The sequence below is a fragment of the Allopontixanthobacter sp. genome (assembly GCF_034376665.1).
GTDB lineage: Bacteria > Pseudomonadota > Alphaproteobacteria > Sphingomonadales > Sphingomonadaceae > Allopontixanthobacter.
The window spans coordinates 21,628-40,761 of sequence record NZ_JAXMJI010000021.1; the positions used below are offsets into that span (position 1 = coordinate 21,628).

Annotated in this window: 18 protein-coding genes; 6 read left to right on the plus strand and 12 right to left on the minus strand. The window is 62.8% G+C overall.

Annotated elements, in window-relative coordinates; all coding sequences use genetic code 11:
- Positions 1–8: 8 nt before the first annotated feature.
- Positions 9–944, minus strand: coding sequence for an SDR family NAD(P)-dependent oxidoreductase (locus U0988_RS02045; protein ID WP_322290986.1), 936 nt, complete (start codon positions 942–944; stop codon positions 9–11).
- A 211-nt stretch (positions 945–1,155) separates the two neighbouring features.
- On the opposite strand from U0988_RS02045, the gene U0988_RS02050 reads away from it, so the two are divergent.
- Positions 1,156–2,520: an OprO/OprP family phosphate-selective porin gene (locus U0988_RS02050; RefSeq protein ID WP_322290987.1), complete on the plus strand. Its 1,365-nt coding sequence runs from the start codon at positions 1,156–1,158 to the stop codon at positions 2,518–2,520.
- Between the two features lie 7 nt (positions 2,521–2,527).
- Here U0988_RS02050 and U0988_RS02055 read toward each other — a convergent pair whose 3' ends face one another.
- Positions 2,528–3,208, minus strand: a complete 681-nt coding sequence (locus U0988_RS02055) for an HAD-IA family hydrolase (protein ID WP_322290988.1) — start codon at positions 3,206–3,208, stop codon at positions 2,528–2,530.
- 61 nt (positions 3,209–3,269) lie between these two features.
- Here U0988_RS02055 and glmU point away from each other — a divergent pair, with 61 nt between their 5' ends.
- Positions 3,270–4,655 carry a bifunctional UDP-N-acetylglucosamine diphosphorylase/glucosamine-1-phosphate N-acetyltransferase GlmU gene (glmU, locus tag U0988_RS02060; RefSeq protein WP_322290989.1) on the plus strand — a complete coding sequence of 462 codons (1,386 nt, stop codon included), beginning with the start codon at positions 3,270–3,272 and terminating at the stop codon, positions 4,653–4,655.
- Positions 4,656–4,670: 15 nt separating this feature from the next.
- On the opposite strand, the gene U0988_RS02065 is transcribed toward glmU, so the two are convergent.
- From U0988_RS02065 to U0988_RS02090, 6 genes are all read right to left on the minus strand, one after another.
- Positions 4,671–4,931 (minus strand): ATP synthase F1 subunit epsilon, encoded by a 261-nt coding sequence (locus U0988_RS02065; RefSeq protein WP_322290990.1) that lies wholly within the window; start codon positions 4,929–4,931, stop codon positions 4,671–4,673.
- Positions 4,932–5,083: 152 nt separating this feature from the next.
- Positions 5,084–6,541 (minus strand): F0F1 ATP synthase subunit beta, encoded by a 1,458-nt coding sequence (gene atpD, locus U0988_RS02070; RefSeq protein ID WP_322290991.1) that lies wholly within the window; start codon positions 6,539–6,541, stop codon positions 5,084–5,086.
- A 148-nt stretch (positions 6,542–6,689) separates the two neighbouring features.
- A complete protein-coding gene (locus tag U0988_RS02075) occupies positions 6,690–7,562 on the minus strand; it encodes a F0F1 ATP synthase subunit gamma (RefSeq protein ID WP_322290992.1) in 873 nt (290 codons plus the stop codon).
- Between the two features lie 25 nt (positions 7,563–7,587).
- Positions 7,588–9,117, minus strand: coding sequence for a F0F1 ATP synthase subunit alpha (gene atpA, locus U0988_RS02080; RefSeq protein ID WP_322290993.1), 1,530 nt, complete (start codon positions 9,115–9,117; stop codon positions 7,588–7,590).
- Between the two features lie 3 nt (positions 9,118–9,120).
- Entirely contained in the window at positions 9,121–9,705 is a 585-nt protein-coding gene (locus tag U0988_RS02085; protein WP_322290994.1) for a F0F1 ATP synthase subunit delta, read from the minus strand.
- A gap of 184 nt (positions 9,706–9,889) precedes the next feature.
- Complete coding sequence (locus U0988_RS02090) at positions 9,890–11,476, minus strand: serine protease (protein ID WP_322290995.1); 1,587 nt, start codon at positions 11,474–11,476, stop codon at positions 9,890–9,892.
- Positions 11,477–11,585: 109 nt separating this feature from the next.
- Here U0988_RS02090 and ada point away from each other — a divergent pair, with 109 nt between their 5' ends.
- A complete protein-coding gene (ada, locus tag U0988_RS02095) occupies positions 11,586–12,629 on the plus strand; it encodes a bifunctional DNA-binding transcriptional regulator/O6-methylguanine-DNA methyltransferase Ada (protein WP_322290996.1) in 1,044 nt (347 codons plus the stop codon).
- A 40-nt stretch (positions 12,630–12,669) separates the two neighbouring features.
- Here ada and U0988_RS02100 read toward each other — a convergent pair whose 3' ends face one another.
- From U0988_RS02100 to U0988_RS02115, 4 genes are all read right to left on the minus strand, one after another.
- Complete coding sequence (locus tag U0988_RS02100) at positions 12,670–13,704, minus strand: sensor histidine kinase (protein WP_322290997.1); 1,035 nt, start codon at positions 13,702–13,704, stop codon at positions 12,670–12,672.
- A 196-nt stretch (positions 13,705–13,900) separates the two neighbouring features.
- Entirely contained in the window at positions 13,901–14,125 is a 225-nt protein-coding gene (locus U0988_RS02105) for a hypothetical protein (RefSeq protein ID WP_322290998.1), read from the minus strand.
- A gap of 65 nt (positions 14,126–14,190) precedes the next feature.
- Positions 14,191–14,823: a glutathione S-transferase gene (locus U0988_RS02110; protein WP_322290999.1), complete on the minus strand. Its 633-nt coding sequence runs from the start codon at positions 14,821–14,823 to the stop codon at positions 14,191–14,193.
- Positions 14,824–14,834: 11 nt separating this feature from the next.
- The gene (locus tag U0988_RS02115; RefSeq protein WP_322291000.1) at positions 14,835–17,000 is read right to left on the minus strand and encodes a primosomal protein N'; all 2,166 of its coding nucleotides are present in this window, start codon (positions 16,998–17,000) and stop codon (positions 14,835–14,837) included.
- A 57-nt stretch (positions 17,001–17,057) separates the two neighbouring features.
- Between U0988_RS02115 and U0988_RS02120 the strand changes: the two genes are divergently transcribed.
- The 3 genes from U0988_RS02120 (at position 17,058) to fsa (ending at position 19,130) form a co-directional block, all read left to right on the plus strand.
- Positions 17,058–17,753 (plus strand): DUF4197 domain-containing protein, encoded by a 696-nt coding sequence (locus U0988_RS02120; protein ID WP_322291001.1) that lies wholly within the window; start codon positions 17,058–17,060, stop codon positions 17,751–17,753.
- Positions 17,754–17,809: 56 nt separating this feature from the next.
- On the plus strand, positions 17,810–18,385 hold the full coding sequence (locus U0988_RS02125; RefSeq protein WP_322291002.1) for a hypothetical protein: 576 nt from the start codon (positions 17,810–17,812) through the stop codon (positions 18,383–18,385).
- A 91-nt stretch (positions 18,386–18,476) separates the two neighbouring features.
- The gene (fsa, locus tag U0988_RS02130) at positions 18,477–19,130 is read left to right on the plus strand and encodes a fructose-6-phosphate aldolase (protein ID WP_322291003.1); all 654 of its coding nucleotides are present in this window, start codon (positions 18,477–18,479) and stop codon (positions 19,128–19,130) included.
- Positions 19,131–19,134: the final 4 nt, after the last annotated feature.

Consider the following 19,134-nt stretch of genomic DNA (forward strand, 5'->3'; position numbering starts at 1 on the left):
GTACGCGCTTATCCCCGTGCGGAGGATGGCGCACCGTCGGCGCCAAGCACTTTCTGCATCGCTTTCAGGATCTCGGCGCTCTGTTCGCTGCCGGACTGCGGCGCTTTCAGATTGGTCATGCTGTTGATGTCGTCCCACCGCGCGGCGAAGCCTTCGACCGTGCGGTCTTCTTCCTTCAGCCAGACGGCGTCGTTCATCGTCACCCATGCGGAGTGGAAACCGCCCGCACCCACGCCGACGATGGCGTTGGTCGGCGAATCCTCGCTCACCAGATACAGCGCGGCGGGAACCACATTGGTCGGGCTGAACAATTCGAACGCCTGTTCGGGGAAGATGTCTTCCGTCATCCGGGTTCCGGCGACAGGGCTGAGCGAATTGCAGCGGATGTTGTATTTTGCGCCTTCAAGGTGAAGCGTCTTGGTCAGGCCCGCGAGGCCGAGCTTGGCCGCGCCGTAATTGGCCTGGCCGAAATTGCCGAACAGGCCGGTCGAGCTGGCGGTCATCAGGATGCGGCCGTAGGCCTGCTCGCGAAACAGGTCCCAGCACGCCTTGGTGGCATAGGCGGAGCCGAGCAGGTGGACGCGGACGACGAATTCGAAATCCTCCGGGCTCATCTTGGCGAAGCTCTTGTCGCGCAGGACGCCGGCGTTGTTGATCAGGATATGGACGCCGCCCCATTTCTGTTTCGCGTCGGCAACCATCTTTTCCATCTGGTCGTATTCGGTGACGGACGCGCCGTTGGCCATCGCCTCGCCGCCCATTGCCTCGATTTCTGCGACGACCTGCGCGGCCGCGTCGGAAGTGCCGGTGCCGTCACGCGATCCGCCGAGGTCGTTGACTACAACTTTCGCGCCGCGGCGGGCCAGTTCCAGTGCATATTCCTTGCCGAGGCCGCCGCCGGCACCGGTTACGATTGCGACGCGATCCTTGAAAGAAATCGACATGGTGTTCTCCATCTTTAATTACGGGCCGGTTTCCATAGTGGGAGGCCTCGGACCCGGGCGGAATGGCACGGCTTTCAGCCACTTTCAACCGTTCTGCACCGATATCACAATGCCGTAACGGCAATGCGGCAGGCAATTGTCACGGAACTGTCTTTTGACAGACATAAACGCGTCAACGAATCGTAACCCAACCGAAACGAGATCCGATCCGATGGCAATCCACCGCACCCTTTCGACCCTGGCATTGGCGACCGCGCTGGGCTGGACCATACCAGCCCATGCGCAAAGCGAACAGAGCCAAACTGGCGATCTGCAGGCCGAGATTGCCGCGATGCGCGAACAGATGGCCGCGATGGCGCAGCAGATCGAAGCGCTGGAAGCCCGCCTCGAGGCTTCACAGTCGATAGCCGCCGCCGCCGCTCCTCGGAATGCCGCACCAGTGGCCCAAGCGCCCGCGGCCGCCGGGACGCAGGTCGCCCGGCTCGAGACACAAGGCGGCTGGAGCTTTCAGCCATTCGGCCGGCTGATGTTCGACGCAGGATCGGTCAACGCACCCGCCTCCATCGCCGATCCGGGGCTTGGTTTCGGCAACGAGGTGCGGCGCGCCCGGTTCGGCGTGCAGGGCGATATTCCCGGCGGCTTCAATTACAAGATGGAGCTGGAGTTTACCGGCGGCGAAGTCGAAATCACTGACGCGATTTTGGGTTATGACGCGGGCGACACCACGCTGACGGTCGGCCAGCACAACAATTTCCAGGGGCTAGAGGAACTGACCAGCAGCCGCTTCACCAGCTTCATGGAACGCGCGGCCTTTACCGACGCATTCGATTTCCAGCGCCGGGTCGGCTTGTCGGCGTCCTACGGAAAGGGCAATCTGCTGTTCCAGGGCGGGGTGTTCACCGACAATATCGACAATCTGGATGCCAGTAACAACAGTTGGGGGGCCGACGCGCGCGCAGTGGTGGCACCGAAACTGGGTGATCTCCAGCTCCACGCCGGTGCCTCGGTGCACTACCGCGATCTCAACGATGCACAAGCCGACGTCCGCTACCGCCAGCGGCCGCAAGTCCATTTCACCGACACCCGCTTCGTCAACACCGGCAATATCGGGGCTGACAGCGAACTCGGTTACGGGCTGGAACTGGCGGCGATCAAGGGCCCGCTTCACGTGACGGGCGAGACTTTCTGGCAGCAGGTGGACCGCCCCGGTGCCTTGGCCGATCCGACCTTCTTCGGCGGCTATGCGGAGGTGGGCTATTTCCTGACCCCTGGTGACAGCCGCGGATACAAGGGCAACAAATTCGACCGGGTGAAACCGAAGAATCCGGTGGGCAAGGGCGGGTTCGGTGCGGTGCAGGTCAACGCGCGCTACGATCATCTCGACCTCAGCGACGCGGCGATCATCGGCGGGACGCAGGATTCCTACGGGCTTTCGGTGATCTGGACCCCGACCGACTACACCCGCTTCATGCTGAATTACTGGCGCAACCAGTACCGCGATGCCGCGATCGCGGCCGGGACATCGACGGATTACAGCGTGGACAGCTTCGGTGTCCGTGCGCAGGTCGATTTCTGAGCGGCTGTTATAGCGTCTGAAGGGCGGGGATCAGTTCGCTGAAATCGGCGATGACGGCGTCCGCGCCCAATTCGTGCGGCGGCACGTCGCAATAGCCATAGCCGGCTGCAATGACCGGCACATTGGCGGCGCGGGCGGAGGCCATGTCGTAACTGCTGTCGCCCACGAAGGCGCAGCGCCCGCCGCCGCAGCGCGCGATCGCTTCCAGTATCGGATCGGGCTGCGGCTTTGCGCGTCCCTTGCCTAGCGTGTCCCCGCCGATGATGGTGACGAAGCGGTCGGCGAGGCCCAATTGGGTCAGGATCGCAGCGGCAAAGCTTTCGAACTTGTTGGTCACCACGGCCAGCTTGATGTCCTGCGAGGCGAGTGCATCAAGCGCCTCCTCCGCGCCCGGATAAGGGCGGGTGTGGACCGTGTTGTTATCTGCGTAATGGCCGAGCAGTGCCTTGTAGAGCGGCCGGAAATCCTCGTCCGTGATGCCGCCCTGATCGTCGATCGCCCGGCGCAGCATCAGCTTGGCCCCGCCGCCGATCAGGCCTTCGACCTCCGCCACCGGCACCGCCGCAAATCCGCCCATTTGCAGCGCATGGTTCACCGCCGCGCCGAGATCGCGGTGGGTGTCGAGCAGCGTACCGTCGAGATCAAAGCCGACAATGTCGAACGGTATGATGGGGGTAATGTCATTCATGCCCCGCCGAGTGACGGATGCATCTTCAAACTGCAAGCGTTTGGTGGCAAGGCCTTGGGCCATGACCAAACTCACCACGATCATACTGGCCGCGGGCAAGGGCACCCGCATGAAATCGGACCTTCACAAGGTGCTGCACCCGATTGCCGGGCGTCCGATGCTCGACCATCTCATGGCTTCCGCGGAGCAGTTGAACCCGGCGCAAACCGTAGTGGTAGTCGGTGCAGGGCGGGACCAGATCGAACGCGCGCTGGGCGGGAGGGCGGAAACCTGCCTGCAGGAACCACAGCTGGGCACCGGCCACGCGGTGCAGCAGGCGCAGAGCGCGCTGCCCGATCTCGAGGGCGATGTGCTCGTCCTTTTCGCCGATGTTCCCCTGGTGCGCCCCGCCACCTTGCGCAAGATGCTCGACCGGTTGCACGCGGACGATGCGCCCGCGGTGGTTGTGCTGGGTTTCGAACCGGACGATACGCTGCAATACGGCCGGGTGATCGCCGACGACGCCGGCCGGATCGTCAAGATGGTCGAACACAAGGATGCGAGCGAGGAAGAACGCGCCTGTCGCCTGTGCAATTCCGGGCTGATGGCGGCGCGCGCGGCGGATCTGTTCGACCTGCTGGCCCGCGTGGGCAACGACAACGCGCAAGGCGAATATTATCTCGTCGATGCCGCCAATGTCGCAATTGCGGACGGCCGGCTTAGCGCGGTGGTAAGGACCGAGGATCCGGGCGAAATCACCGGGATCAACAGCCGCGCCGATCTGGCGGAGGCCGAACGCTACTGGCAGCAAGTGCGCCGCGCGGAAGCGATGGCCGACGGGGCTTCACTGACAGCGCCGGAGACCGTTTTCTTCAGCTGGGACACACGGCTTGGCCGCGACGTGGCGGTGGAACCGAATGTCGTCTTCGGGCCGGGTGTGACGGTGGCGGACCATGCCACCATCCGCGCCTTCAGCCATCTGGAGGGTGCCAGCGTGGGCGAACGGGCCGTGGTCGGCCCCTATGCCCGCCTGCGGCCCGGCACGGTGCTGGAAGAAGGCGCGAAGGTGGGCAATTTCGTCGAAATCAAGAACGCGACTTTGGGCAAGGGTGCCAAGGCGAGCCACCTGACCTATATCGGGGATGCGACGATCGGGGCAGAGGCGAACATCGGCGCGGGAACGATCACCTGCAATTACGATGGCTATTTCAAGCACCGGACGGTGATCGGTGCGCGCGCCTTCATCGGTTCCAACAGCGCGCTGATCGCGCCGGTAAAGATCGGCGCGGATGCGATTGTCGCGGCGGGCAGCGCCGTCAGCCGCGACGTTGCCGACGGCGAATTGCGGATGGTGCGCGCGGAACAATTGATCAAGCCGGGCTGGGCCGACCGTTTCCACGACACGATGAAAAAGAAGAAGGCCGGAGACAATTCTACTAAGAACGGGCCGGACGAGAGCGGGAATTAAGGATCAGGCGGAGAACTAGTCCCCGTCGACATGCTCCGCCAGCACGGTCAACCCGCTGTCGCCAACCTCCGCAAAGCCGCCGCGCACTTCGATCAGTTCGGGCGTGCTGCCTTCGGTTTTGTAAACCTGCACCGCACCGTCGCGGATGGTGGACATGAAGGGCGCATGGCCCTCCAGCACGCCAAACTCGCCTTCCGTGCCGGGGACGACCACCATGTGGACATCTTCCGAGCGGACCAGCCGGGCAGGGGTGACGAGTTCGAAGTGTAGCGGCATTGTTCTTTCCTCAAAACCCCCTCCTCTTCAGAGGAGGGGCAGCGAGACTTGGCAGCTTGCTGGCTAGTCGCAGCCGGGTGGTGCATTGACGCTCGCTACGCTTGCCACCACCCCCAACCCCCTCCTCTGAAGAGGAAGGGGCTAGATCAGATTCAAGCGTCCTCGGCCATTTTCTTGGCCTTGGCGACCGCTTCGTCGATCCCGCCGACCATGTAGAAGGCGCTTTCGGGAAGGTGATCGTATTCGCCTTCGACCACGGCCTTGAACGATGCCACGGTGTCTTCCAGCGCCACGAACTTGCCGGGGATGTTGGTGAAGACTTCGGCCACGTGGAACGGCTGGCTGAGGAACTTCTGGATCTTGCGCGCGCGCTGAACGGTCAGCTTGTCCTCTTCCGAAAGTTCGTCCATCCCGAGAATGGCGATGATGTCCTGCAGGCTCTTGTACTTCTGCAGCGTTTCCTGGACGCGGCGCGCCGTCTGGTAATGCTCGTCACCCACGACGCGCGGTTCGAGAACGCGGCTGGTGGAATCGAGCGGGTCCACCGCAGGATAGATGCCGAGTTCGGAAATCGCGCGGTTCAGCGTGGTCGTCGCGTCCAAATGGGCGAAGGATGCAGCCGGGGCTGGGTCGGTAAGGTCATCTGCGGGAACGTAGATGGCCTGCACCGAGGTGATCGACCCCTTGTTGGTGGAGGTAATGCGTTCCTGGAGGTTGCCCATGTCGGTCGACAGAGTCGGCTGATAGCCCACGGCCGAAGGAATACGGCCGAGCAGGGCGGACACTTCGGAACCGGCCTGGGTGAAGCGGAAGATGTTGTCGACGAAGAACAGCACGTCCTGGCCTTCTTCATCGCGGAAATATTCTGCCATGGTCAGGCCGGACAGGGCGACGCGGGCACGTGCGCCCGGCGGCTCGTTCATCTGGCCGAACACCAGCGCCACCTTGGAACCTTCGGAGGTCGCGTTGCCGTCCGCATCTTTGGCGATAACGCCGGCGTCGAGGAATTCGTGGTAAAGGTCGTTACCTTCGCGGGTGCGTTCACCCACGCCGGCGAACACGGACACGCCGCCGTGACCCTTGGCGATGTTGTTGATCAGTTCCTGGATCAGCACGGTCTTGCCCACGCCCGCGCCGCCGAACAGGCCGATCTTGCCGCCCTTGGCATAGGGTGCGAGCAAGTCGATGACCTTGATCCCGGTGACCAGAATGGCCGCTTCGGTCGACTGGTCGACGAACAGCGGAGCTTCGGCATGGATCGGGTTGCGCTTTTCCGCGCCGACAGGGCCGCGTTCGTCGATCGGTTCGCCGATCACGTTCATGATCCGGCCGAGTGTCTTGGGGCCGACGGGCACGGAAATCTGCTGTCCGGTGCTGGTGACGCTCTGGCCGCGGGTGAGGCCTTCGGTGGCGTCCATCGCGATGCAGCGGACGGTGTTTTCACCCAGATGCTGCGCCACTTCCAGCACCAGCCGGTTGCCGTTGTTGTCGGTTTCCAGCGCGGTCAGGATCGACGGCAGTTCGCCGGGGAACGCCACGTCGACGACGGCGCCGATGATCTGGCTGATGGTGCCAGCGGTTACCTGGTTGAGTACGGGGGCGGTGGCCATGATATTCGTCCTTGCCTTCTTCTCTATCTCGTCATCCCGGCGGAAGCCGGGATCGCTCTGTTCCGGGTCGTCCCTGGCTGGACCAGATCCCAGCTTGCGCTGGGATGACGACAGTAATCAAGGCGCCTGCGCGCCAGCTTTGCTGTTGCTACAGCGCTTCCGCTCCAGCGATAATTTCAATAAGTTCGGTGGTGATCGCGGCCTGGCGGCTGCGGTTGTACTGGATGGTCAGCTTGTCGATCAGCTCGCCCGCGTTGCGCGTGGCGTTGTCCATTGCGGTCATCGAGGCGCCCTGTTCGGACGCGTTGTTTTCGAGCAGTGCGCCGAATATCTGGGTCTTCAGGTAACGCGGAAGCAGCGCCTCGAGGATTTCTTCCTCGCCCGGTTCGTATTCCACTACTGCGCCGGTTTCCACTGGAGCAATTTCGGGCGCGGGTACGGGGATGATCTGCTGCTCGGTCGGTTCCTGCGTGAGCGCGGATTTGAAATGGCTGAAGAACAGATGCGCGACATCGAATTTGCCGGCTTCGTACATTTCGACCAGTTCTTCCGCGACGCGTTCTGCTTCGCCGTAACCCGGCTCGCGGACATGGGTGGTGTCGAACTGGGTGCCCACATTGTTCGGGAACGCGCGCTTGATCGGGGCGCGGCCCTTCTTGCCGATCAGATAGAATTCGACCGTCTTGCCCTCGGCTTCCAAGGCGCGCGCCTTGACCAGAGCGGCGCGGACGATGTTCGCGTTGAACGCACCGGCCAGGCCCTTGTCGGAATTGGCAACCACCAGCAGGTGGCGCTTGTCCATGCCCGTACCGCTGAGCAGTTTCGGAGCATCATCGCCGCCGACCTTGGACGCAAGCGCCGCCATGACACTGGCGAGCCGGCTGGCATAGGGACGCGCGGCTTCGGCAGCGGCTTGCGCCTTGCGCAGCTTGGCCGCGGCGACCATTTGCTTGGCCTTGGTGATCTTCTGGGTCGATTTTACCGACCCGATCCGATCCTTGAGTTCTTTGAGCGAGGCCATTTCGGCTCCCTAGTTCTCTGCAGGCTTAAGCGAAAATCTTGGCGAATGCGTCGAGCGCGGAAACGGTGCGCTTCTTCACATCGTCATCGAAATTCTTGGACGTGCGGATCGTCTCGAGGATGTCGGAATGTTCGCTGCGCATGTGGCTGAGCATCGCGGCTTCGTATTCCACCACGCGGGCTGCCGGGATGGCATCGAGATAGCCATTGGTGCCTGCGAAGATCGACACCGTCTGTTCTTCGAACGGCAGCGGCGAGAACTGGGGCTGCTTGAGCAGTTCCACCAGCCGCGCACCGCGGTTGAGCAGCTTCTGGGTCGAAGCGTCGAGATCCGAACCGAACTGGGCGAAGGCCGCCATTTCGCGGTACTGCGCCAGTTCCAGCTTGATCGAGCCGGACACTTTCTTCATAGCCTTGGTCTGGGCGGCACCGCCCACACGGCTCACGGACAGACCGACGTTGATCGCCGGGCGGATGCCCTGGTAGAACAATTCGGTTTCGAGGAAGATCTGGCCGTCGGTGATCGAAATCACGTTGGTCGGAATATAGGCGGACACGTCTCCGGCCTGCGTTTCGATGATCGGCAGCGCGGTCAGCGAGCCGCCGCCATGTTCGTCGTTCATCTTCGCCGCGCGTTCGAGCAGGCGCGAGTGGAGATAGAACACGTCGCCCGGGAAAGCCTCGCGCCCCGGCGGACGGCGCAGCAGCAGGGACATCTGGCGGTAGGCGACGGCCTGCTTGGAGAGATCGTCGTAGGCCACCACGGCATGCATGCCGTTGTCGCGGAAATATTCGCCCATCGCGCAGCCGGTGTAGGGTGCGAGATATTGTAGCGGAGCAGGCTCGGAAGCGGTCGCGGCGACGACGATGGAATATTCCATCGCGCCGTTTTCTTCCAGGCTCTTCACGATCTGGGCAACGGTTGAACGCTTCTGGCCGATGGCGACATAGATGCAGTAGAGTTTCTGCTTCTCGTCGTCGCCCTGGTGCGCGTTCTTCTGGTTGATGAAAGTGTCGATTGCTACGGCGGACTTGCCGGTCTGGCGGTCACCGATGATCAATTCGCGCTGGCCGCGGCCGACGGGAACTAGTGCGTCGATCGCCTTGAGGCCGGTCTGGACGGGTTCGTAAACCGACTGGCGCGGGATGATGCCCGGTGCCTTTACTTCGACGCGGCTGCGCTGCGTGGTTTTCAGCGGGCCCTTGCCGTCGATGGGGTTGCCGAGCGCATCGACCACGCGGCCGAGCAATTCCTTGCCCACGGGGACGTCCACGATGGTGCCGGTCCGCTTGACGACATCGCCTTCCTTGATTTCCGAATCCGAGCCGAAAATCACGACGCCGACATTGTCCGCTTCGAGGTTGAGGGCCATGCCCTGCACGCCATTGGAAAATTCGACCATTTCGCCGGCCTGGACATTGTCGAGGCCGTGGATACGGGCGATCCCGTCACCCACCGAAAGGACCGAACCGACTTCGGTTACTTCGGCTTCGGTTCCAAAATTGGCGATCTGGTCCTTGATGACCTTCGAAATTTCTGCGGCACGGATTTCCATGGGTTAGCCTTTCTGATCGGCGATTACGCCGTCAGCCTTCATCATCTTGGTAGCGAGGGAGTTGAGCCGGGTTTTGATCGATCCGTCGATCCGCTGGGACCCGATGGTGACCACCAGGCCGCCAAGCAGGTCGGGATCGACGCTCGTCTGCAATTTCACAGTGCGGCCTTCGCGGGCCGTCAATTTATCCTTCAGCGAAGCGAGCTGCGTGTCGCTGAGTGCGTGGGCGCTGGTTACGTCCGCGGTCACTTCACCGCGCTGGGCAGCGGCGATGGTGTTGAAGGCGCGAATCATCGCGGGCAGCTGCGACAGGCGGCGGTTCTGCGCCAGCACGCCGAGAAAATTGCCGGTGAGCGGCGACAGGCCGAGCAAGCGGGCTACGCCGCCGATAGCGCCCTGCGCCGCGTCGCGCGATACTTCGGGGTTGGTGGTCAGCGCCCGCAGGTCTGCCGATTCGGCGAGCGCGGCGCGCAGTTTTTCGAGGTCGGTTTCCACCGCAGTGACCGTCCCGGCTTCGGAAGCCAATTCGAACAGGGCCGAAGCGTAACGCCCTGCGAGGCTAGCTTGAATACCGGCGGAAATTTCCACGCGTTGGGGTCCTCTTGGGTCGGCAAGATACGGTGTTGTCGTGTAGCCTAGGATGGGACGCGCAAAACACTGCCCCGGTTCGGCTGGCGCGCCCCTATCATCGGGGATGCTGCGATGCAACCCGTCGCGGAGCGAAGCGTTTCCGATTTCCCCGCGATCGCCTACGCTAACCGGATATGGCGACTTAGGGCTGGGCTTTTTCCGCGCAGCTATAGACCAGCCGTTCGTTCGGTTGGGCGGGCAGGGCGGAGGTTACTGCGCCTTGCAGATCGCCCAGCCGCGACGCTGCACCGTCGCTGCCGCATTGGGGCGCGGAATAGGCGCTGCGGGCGGCGCGCGCTTCGTCCATCGCGGCCCGGCCGAGTAGGTAGCGGTCGGTGCGGAAAGTCTTGCTGGCCGGATCGTAGCGGTTGACCGACACGGCGGCCTCATCGTTGGGCACGAACACACGGGACCAGACGCCGCCGGCAAAGCCGTACTGGGTCCGTTCGTTGACGCAGCCATTGTCTGCCCAGGCGAATTCGACCTCTTCCTCCGGTGCGCCGACGATGCGGCTGCGGTCTTCCTGCAGCACACAGGTAAGTGCGCCCGCGCCGCGCGCCTGTGCCGACATGTCGATTGCGCCGGGATCATCGTCTTCGGAGGCGCTTCCATCCTCGCCGCTGCCTGTTCCGGCCTGCATCGCCCCGGCAACCCGCCGGTCGATCTCGTCGAGGCCGGGGCGGGTGAACCACACCGCCAGCGCGCCGACGAATGCCACCGCGGCGATCCCGCCGGCAATGGCAAATTTGCGTTCCTGCCCCGCGGTGCCGCGCGCCTGATAGGCGATCACGCCGCCGCCAACCGCGATCAGCAGCAGGACAGCGGCGATTGCCATCTGGTTTTCACGCGCTTCGGCAACCGACAGTTCGGCCTCCAGCCGGGCGCGATCCCTCTTGGCGCGGTCCGCCTCCGCGCGCTGCGCCAGATCCTGCCGGGCGATCAATTGTTCGCGTTCGATCCGTTCGCGCTCGCCCTCGTCGATTTCCGACAGGCTGCGGCAGGGCAGGGCGTTGGTCTGTGCGGTTACCCCGTTGGCGCGCAGGAAGGGCAGCAATTCGCGGGTGGAGACGGCGAAGTAGAATTCCGCATCGCCGCCCTGCGAATCCGCGCCGAAACTGTTGACGCCCAGCACCCGGCCGCAACTGTCGAGCAGCGGCCCACCGGAATTGCCGCGGGCAATCGGCGCGGTGTGCAGGATCGTGTCGAACTGCCGCGATGGCCGTACGCCCGACAGGAAGCCCCGGCTTTTCACCGGCGGCTGCGATTCGAAAATATCGCTCATGTCCAGGCCCTGCGCCTGGTCGACATTCATCGGATAGCCGACCGCGGAAACCTCTGCTCCGTCCTGATCATCGGCACCGGTGACAGTGAGCGGCGGCAGGCGCAGATTGCTGCCGACGATCTCGATCAGCGCCAGATCGTTGCGCGGACTGACAGCGATGACTTTTGCATAGGCGCCTTCGTCCCCGTCGGGCGGGACGATCCCGATGCGCAAGGTGTTGTCCTCTATCGCCTCCATCACGACGTGCGAATTGGTGACGATGCGCGTCGGGGTGACGGCAAAGCCGCTGCCGTGGCTCACCGGAAAAATCCGCTGGCCGTCGGTGCCCATGATCACCACCCGCACCACGCCCCGCGCGGCGGCGGACACATCCGCCGGATCGGCCGCCGCGCCCGTGGGCAGCAGCAATGCGAAAATTGCCAGCAGGGCAAGAATTTGGCGCTTCATGGCCGCGTCTTAGACCGCGCAGGGTTTTGACCGCAAGCTTCGGGAAGCGGCGGCGGGAAATTGGCTTTAGGTGACAGGGGCAGTCAGCAGGTGGCATAGAGGTTTTGCAATGGACGATCAGGCAATCAGAGACGATCAAGCATGGGAAGCGGTAATGCGCCGCGACCGGGCGTATGACGGGCGGTTCGTCACCGGAGTGCTCAGCACCGGCATCTATTGCCGCCCTTCCTGCGCCGCCCGGCACCCCGGCCGGGGCAATGTGCGTTTCTTCGCCTCCGGAGCCGAGGCGCGGGCGGCGGGCCTGCGCGCGTGCAAGCGGTGCCTGCCGGACGATGTCGGGCGCGACGAAGCGGCGGTGCTGGCGGCGATCGACGAGATCAAATCTTCGGGCGGCCAGCCGTTGCTGGGCGAGTTGGCGCAGCAGGTCGGCTATTCTCCTTCCCATTTCCAGCGGGTGTTCAAACGCGCCACCGGCCTGTCGCCCGCAGCCTATGCCCGGGCCTTACGCGAGGAGCGCGCCCGCGATGCGCTGAGCGACGGGGACAGCGTGACCGGCGCAATCTACGACGCGGGGTTCGAAACCGCCTCACGCTTCTACGATTCGATGCAGGGGAGGTTGGGGATGAGCGCATCGGCATGGCGCGGCGGCGGGGCGGGGGTGACGATCCGCTGGGCGGTAGTGCAGACCACGCTCGGACCGATGCTGGTGGCCGCGACCGACAAGGGCGTGTGCCGCCTGTCCTTCGCCGAGGGCGAAGCGGAACTGACCGCGCGGTTCCCCCATGCGGAACTGGTCGAAGGCGGCGCAGATTTCGCGGACCTGCTGCAACGGGTAATCGGCGCGGTCGAACAGCCCGGCACCGGGGGCGACATTCCGCTCGATGTCAAAGGCACCGCGTTCCAGGAAGCGGTGTGGGCAGAGCTGCGCAAGATCCCTCCGGGCGAAACCCGCTCCTACGCGGAAATCGCGGCGGCGGCGGGCAACCCCAAAGCCGTCCGCGCAGCGGGCAGCGCCAACGGCGCAAACTGCGTTGCGGTGTTGATCCCTTGCCACCGGGTGGTTCGGTCCGACGGCTCGCTGGGGGGCTATGCCTATGGGACCGAGATCAAGCGGCAGCTGCTGGAGCGGGAGAACAAGAGGAGTGGTGGGTAACCACCCCTAAACGGTCATTCGGCTTCGACCTCGAAGCGGCTCAAATGGCGCGTGTCAGCGGCAACGCTTCCACACCGGCGACCGCGGCAGATTGGTGGGCGATCGTAACGAAAGTTCCTGGGTTTAGGTTGGTCACTGAACTTCTGGCCTGGAGCTGTCGCGAAAGCGCTTCGACAATGCTGGTTCCAAGCCCGGCCTTCGGCGCGGCCTTTCCGGTAGGCATGCCCACGCCATCGTCCTGAACCTTAAGCGTCCAGCCGTCGGCATTCTGATTGAATGTAACGATTATTGAACCGCAAAAATCTTCCGGAAACGCATGCTTAAGGGAGTTGATTACAAGTTCGGTTACGATCAAGCCAAAGCTGATGGATTTGTCTGAAGAGACAACCGTATCGTCACAGTCAACGGAGATCGAGAGTTCTTCGGGGAACGCGATCATTGAGGCGCCGAGGCTATGGCAAAGCTGGCTTAAATAAGGCCGTAGCTCAACCTTGTCTGCGCCCGTAGATGAAAGGTGCTTTTGGATTGTCGCTACAGAGAGCACGCGATTTTGAGCTGTTTGCAGGTAATCTCGGGTTTCTTCATTTGCGACCCGTCGTGCGGATTGCATAAGGACTGATGCAATTATCTGAAGGCTATTAGCTACACGATGCTGAAGTTCCTGCATCAGCAACACGTTTTTGGCGATCAGACCATCTTTGAGCTTCTCAGCAAGGCGAATATCTGTGGTATCGACAACAGACAATAGCACTCGCACGTTGTCTCTATCCTCATAGCTGAGGACATGTGCAGATAATTCCAGGCACCGTGATCCGCTTTTATCCGCAGGCACGAGATCCATTTCGTATTGTAAAATCTCAGCGCCGCCCAAAACTGTGGCTGTGAGCAACGATCTCAGTCTTGGCAAATCCCATTCGCCTCGACCCATGGAAAAAATTGAAGTACCGGTAACCAGTTGCTGCTCCAGCTTGAATGCACGGCAAAACGAAGCGCTGGCCGCCAATACGACCAAGTCAATGTCGAGAAGCAACAGCGGCGTATCGGACGACATAACCATTGACTGAGCTAGGCTCACGACTGGGTCGATTGGAGGGGGTTTAGCAGCCACCATAGCCAATACTTTCGCAGAAAGACCGGCAAATCGGAAAATACGACTCGCTTGCGGTAAATTCGATCAAAAGTGAATTAAATCAGACTATCTGCGTAGATCAGGTGCACACGGGCGATTGTTCGTTGTCATTTAATACCACACCCATAGCAAAATATGGTACTTATTCGCTAAGCGCAACGCGCACCTTTATCAGGTGAAGTCCTATGTCCGCTCGCCACCACTTATCAGTCACACCGAAATACCGCCCACAATCCTCCTTCGCCTCAACCAGCGCCCCCGCGCTAGGCAGATAGTCTGCGCGCTTGGTTTGCTCCATCCCGTCCTGGTTGGAATAGACCCGCGAGACGCGATTGATCTGTTCCAGCAGCGGGCGGTTGCGGATCATGAAGTGCCAGTAGAGCGGGCCGAACGGACAGGTGCCATCGTCGCGGTGCCGGGCATCCGGCAAAATCAGTCGAGCTTCGGCGGCATTCCGGGTTCGGCCTTGGCCATCGCCGCCTGATAGGCCGGACGCGCGCCGATGCGTTTCAGATAGGCTTGCAGATTCGGCATACCCTCGATCGACATATTGTTGAACATGCGGCTGGTGGTCAGCTGGAAGCCCATCATGATGTCCGCGGTGGTAAGGCCAGACCCCCCGAAATAATCCGCCTCGCCCAGCCGCGCTTCGACCATTTCCCATGCCTTGCGGGTGCGCTCGGCCACGAAGGGCGGCATCTCCTGCGCGCCTGCCTGCTGCGCGGCAATCGCCATCATGCCGTTGGTCATGAAGGTCGCGTTGGCAAAGTGGAACCAGAATAGATGATCGGGATAATCCGGGCTATCGGGAGCGGGAACTAGCCGCCCGTTCGCGTATTTCGCCGTGAAATATTCCACGATCGCGCCGCTTTCCCCCAGCACCAGATCCCCGTCCTGGATCACCGGCGCGATGCCCATCGGGTGCAGCGCCTTGTCTTCATCGGGCTCAAGGCGGTTGTCCTCGCGCCGGTTATACAGCTTCAGATCGTAGTCGAGCCCCAGCTCCTCGCACAGCCAGACGATCCGTTCGGACTGGGAAATGCGAAGATGGTGGACGGTCAGCATGGGTAGGTTCCTCAAACGAATGAATAGGGGTCGATGTCGATCGCTACACGCACGCCTTGCGGGAAGTCGAGCGTTCCCAGCCAGTCGCGGATGATATTCTGCACCTGCGCAGAACGGCGGGCGTTGATCAGCAGGCGGTAGCGGTATCGCCCGCGCAGCAGCGACATCGGCGCGGGTGCGGGGCCGAGGATCATCACATCGGGCAGGCTGGGGCGGGTGCCGCCGATGGCGCGGGCGGCTTCCTTCGCCTCCGCCTCGTCCTCGCTCGATACGATAATCGCTGCCCAGCGGCCGAACGGCGGCGCGCCCGCATCCCGCCGCGCATCGGTCTCCGCCGCATAGAATGCATCGCGGTCCCCGGCGGCGAGCGCGGCGATCACCGGCGCTTCGGGATGGCGGGTCTGGATCAGCACTTCGCCCGGTTTCGTCCCGCGTCCCGCCCGGCCTGCGACCTGCGCCATTTGCTGATAGGTCCGCTCCGCCGCGCGCAGATCGCCGCCCTCCAGCCCGAGATCGGCATCGACCACGCCGACAAGCGTCAGCTCGGGGAAATGGAACCCCTTGGTGACGAGCTGGGTGCCTACGATCACATCAATCATGCGATCCTCCGCCTGCCTGACGAAGGCCGCCGCTTTTTCTGGCGAATTGAGCGTGTCGGACGTAACCAGCGCGACCCGCGCTTCCGGCATGATCTCCGCCACTTCGTCCGCGATCCGCTCAACGCCCGGGCCGCAGGCGACCAGGCAATCGGGTTCCCCGCATTCGGGACAATTGGGCGGCGGCGTGGTTTCGTGGCCGCAATGGTGGCAGGACAGCCGATTGGACAGCCGGTGTTCGACCAGCCACGCGCTGCAATTGGGGCATTGGAAACGGAACCCGCAATGGCGGCACAGCGTCAGCGGGGCATAGCCGCGGCGATTGAGGAACAGCAGCGACTGTTCGCCGCGTTCCAGCCGCTGTTTCAGCTGTTCGACGAGCCGCGGTGCCAGCCAGCGGCCGCGTTCCGGCTTCTCTTCCGTCAGGTTGATGATGCCGACATCGGGCATGGTCGCACCGCCGAACCGGCTGGGCAGTTCGAGCCGTTCGTAGATCCCGCTTTCCGCCATCTGCAGGCTTTCCAGCGCCGGAGTCGCGCTGGCCAGGATCACCGGCACCCCCTCGAAATGGCCGCGCATCACCGCTACGTCGCGCGCGTTGTAGCGGACGCCGTCATCCTGCTTGAAGCTGACCTCATGCGCCTCGTCCACCACCAGCAGGCCAAGCCGGGCGAAGGGCAGGAACAGCGCCGAGCGCGCGCCCACCACCACCTTCGCCTCGCCGCTGGAAATCGCCCGCCATGCGCGGCGGCGTTCGGTGGATTTGAGGCTGGAATGCCACACCACCGGCGGCGTGCCAAAACGGTCCTCGAACCGGCGCAGGAACGCCTCGGTCAGCGCGATTTCGGGCAGCAGTACGAGCACTTGCCGGCCCATTCGCAGTGCGGCGGCAAGCGGTTCGAAATAGGTTTCGGTCTTGCCCGAACCGGTCACCCCGTCGAGCAGGAAGGGGGCGAATTTTTCTGCCTGGACTGCCTCGATGAAGCGGTCCGCCACCCGCTGCTGGTCCGCGCTCAAATCCGGTTGTGCGAAATCGGGATCGGGTTTTATGTAGGGCCGGTCGATGTCGACTTCGACCGGTTCCAGCACGCCCTGGTTCACCAGCCCGCGCAGCACCCCCTCGCTGACGCTGGCGAGTTCGGCCAGCTCGCGGATCGTCGCCTGTTCGCCCTGCAGCGCGTCCAGCGCGACGGCGCGCTGCGGGGTCATCCGCTCCGGCTCGTTCCCGCTCAGCCGGTATTCCACCATGGTAGAGGGCCCGCGCAGCGCGCCGCCGGACGCCAGCACCATCCGCGCGACCGAAGCAATTCGGGCGCAGTAATAGTCGGCAGTCCATTCGATCAGCCGCCGCAGTTCGGCCCGCAGCGGGGGGACTGGCAACACTTCGATCAGGGCGCGCAATTTGTGGTCGGGAACGGAATCGGACGGCAACCGCTCTTCTTCCCACACGATCCCGATAATCTGGCGCGGCCCCAGGGGCGCAACCACGATCGAGCCGGGTTCGACTCTCATGCCGGCGGGCACCTTGTAATCCAGGGGCCCGAGCGCGGCGTTGAAATGGAGGAGTCGGGCGCGGTTCATAATGCTGGGGTCATATGGGCGCAGCATTGGTCGGGCGGCAAGGTGAGGATGTCTGAAATGAACGAATTAATCGGAACACGGCCCGCGCGGCGCGGATTTCTGGTCGGCCTGTCTGCCACCGCCGCGCTGCTGGCGCTGCCGGGCTGCGCGACGACCGGTGGTTACAGCTTTACCGAGGCGATCCGGCGCTTGTTGATGCTGTCGAGCGAGCGGGCCTTTGCCCGGCTGACCGCCGATGGCGGTTTCTGGGACCAGCAGGTCGCGCAGATCGGCTTTGCCAATTTGCTGGGGACGCGGGGCGACGTACTGTCCTCGATTCTGTCCTCGCCGCTGTTCAAATCGCGTCTCAATGATGCCTTTGCCGGCGTGGCGATCGAAGGCTCCTACCGCGCCGCGCCGGTGGTGGCGGATGCGGTACGGGTAATCGGAATCGAGAACGCCGTGGCGCTGGTGCGCGGCGGGCCGACCGCAGCGACATCCTTCCTGCAGGGCGAGATGGGCGGGCGGCTGGTCGAAGTGCTGGTGCCCGAAATCGGCGGTGCATTGCGGGCGGCGCAGGATCCGCTAGTCGGGCAGGTGCTGTCGGCGCTGACCGGCGTGAACACCGCGCAGGTGGCCAGCAATTTCTCCGCCCGGGTCAACGACGTGATCTGGAACGAGATTGCCCGCGAGGAAAGCGCGATTCGTGCCGATCCGCGATCAACGCGCGATCCGATGATCATCGGGGTGTTCGGGGCCGGGAACGCGTTCTAGGCAGCTTACGCAATGCACGCTAATGGGCAAAAAACTTAATCGGGATGGGGATCTCAATGAGACGGGTAAATATTGTTGCTGCATGCTGCGGTGCAATGGCGGCGGTCAGCCCGGCTGCAGGCAGCGCGGAACCGGCTAAAGTCCTGCCGAACCTCGAATGGCTCGATTTCAGAAGCCCGAAGCAATGCGAGTGGAGCGATGAGGCCAACCGGGTATTCTTCACGGGCGTACGATTCGACGAAAGAAAAGATTACATTCCCGTGCCCGCGACAACAAACATTCCTGGCATATCGAACCTGGTTACAAGCCGAATGATCGTAACGGCAGAATCCCCGAATATAATTACCTATTACGTCGATTTCGATGGACGCTGGAATGGACTTACCGTTTTGGGGCTGATGGGTATCCATGACAAAGATTCGTTAGCTGGCGATCGGACCGGCATTCGTTTTGCCGAGCCAGTTGGCACCGTGGCCCGCAAGCTGGCGCAGGCTGGTTTCCTGGTGAATGCGAATGGCGGCGACGATCCGCAGGAAACCATACACTTTGAGGATGAAGCCCTCTACGGAGTGTCGACCTTTCTCGGCAGCCGGAATGGCGAGACTGTATTTCTGTGTTATGAGATTCATTAACACCAACTATGGGAACCGTGAACTTTGGCACCTAGCCCTGTCCGCTCCAGCCCGCTAAGGCATCCGGGACATAACCTCCCGGAGCCGACCCATGAAATTCTTCGCCGACACTGCCGAGATTGACGACATCAAGGAACTGGTCGCGACCGGCTTGCTCGACGGGGTCACCACCAATCCCAGCTTGATTGCCAAATCGGGCCGCGATTTCATGGAAGTGACGAAGGAAATCTGCGGCCTCACCAGCGGCCCGGTCAGCGCGGAAGTGGTCGCGCTGGATCACGCAACGATGCTGAAGGAGGCCGAAGTCCTGCGCAAGATCGCGGACAATGTCTGCATCAAGGTGCCGCTGACCATCGACGGGCTGAAAACCTGCAAGGCGCTGACTGGCGAAGGTACGATGGTCAATGTCACGCTGTGCTTTTCCGCCAATCAGGCACTTTTGGCCGCCAAGGCAGGCGCGACTTTCGTCTCGCCGTTTGTCGGGCGGCATGATGACAACGGCGTCAACGGGATGGAACTGATCCGCGACATCCGCACGATTTACGACAATTACCTGTTCGACACCGAAATTCTGGTCGCCAGCGTGCGCCATGCGACCCATGTGCTGGAAAGCGCGCTGATCGGCGCCGATGTGATGACCGCCCCGCCCGCCGTCATCAAGGGGCTGGCCAACCATGTGCTGACCGACAAAGGGTTGGAGCAGTTCATGAAAGACTGGGCGAAGACCGGCCAGAAGATCCTTTAACGGG

Bases quoted from the DNA above. Each gene is read 5' to 3' on its own strand.
- U0988_RS02045 (WP_322290986.1), bottom strand. From the start codon at position 944: ATGTCGATTTCTTTCAAGGATCGCGTCGCAATCGTAACCGGTGCCGGC.
- U0988_RS02050 (WP_322290987.1), top strand. From the start codon at position 1,156: ATGGCAATCCACCGCACCCTTTCGACCCTGGCATTGGCGACCGCGCTG.
- U0988_RS02055 (WP_322290988.1), bottom strand. From the start codon at position 3,208: ATGAATGACATTACCCCCATCATACCGTTCGACATTGTCGGCTTTGAT.
- glmU (WP_322290989.1), top strand. From the start codon at position 3,270: ATGACCAAACTCACCACGATCATACTGGCCGCGGGCAAGGGCACCCGC.
- U0988_RS02065 (WP_322290990.1), bottom strand. From the start codon at position 4,931: ATGCCGCTACACTTCGAACTCGTCACCCCTGCCCGGCTGGTCCGCTCG.
- atpD (WP_322290991.1), bottom strand. From the start codon at position 6,541: ATGGCCACCGCCCCCGTACTCAACCAGGTAACCGCTGGCACCATCAGC.
- U0988_RS02075 (WP_322290992.1), bottom strand. From the start codon at position 7,562: ATGGCCTCGCTCAAAGAACTCAAGGATCGGATCGGGTCGGTAAAATCG.
- atpA (WP_322290993.1), bottom strand. From the start codon at position 9,117: ATGGAAATCCGTGCCGCAGAAATTTCGAAGGTCATCAAGGACCAGATC.
- U0988_RS02090 (WP_322290995.1), bottom strand. From the start codon at position 11,476: ATGAAGCGCCAAATTCTTGCCCTGCTGGCAATTTTCGCATTGCTGCTG.
- ada (WP_322290996.1), top strand. From the start codon at position 11,586: ATGGACGATCAGGCAATCAGAGACGATCAAGCATGGGAAGCGGTAATG.
- U0988_RS02105 (WP_322290998.1), bottom strand. From the start codon at position 14,125: ATGATCCGCAACCGCCCGCTGCTGGAACAGATCAATCGCGTCTCGCGG.
- U0988_RS02110 (WP_322290999.1), bottom strand. From the start codon at position 14,823: ATGCTGACCGTCCACCATCTTCGCATTTCCCAGTCCGAACGGATCGTC.
- U0988_RS02115 (WP_322291000.1), bottom strand. From the start codon at position 17,000: ATGAACCGCGCCCGACTCCTCCATTTCAACGCCGCGCTCGGGCCCCTG.
- U0988_RS02120 (WP_322291001.1), top strand. From the start codon at position 17,058: ATGAACGAATTAATCGGAACACGGCCCGCGCGGCGCGGATTTCTGGTC.
- U0988_RS02125 (WP_322291002.1), top strand. From the start codon at position 17,810: ATGAGACGGGTAAATATTGTTGCTGCATGCTGCGGTGCAATGGCGGCG.
- fsa (WP_322291003.1), top strand. From the start codon at position 18,477: ATGAAATTCTTCGCCGACACTGCCGAGATTGACGACATCAAGGAACTG.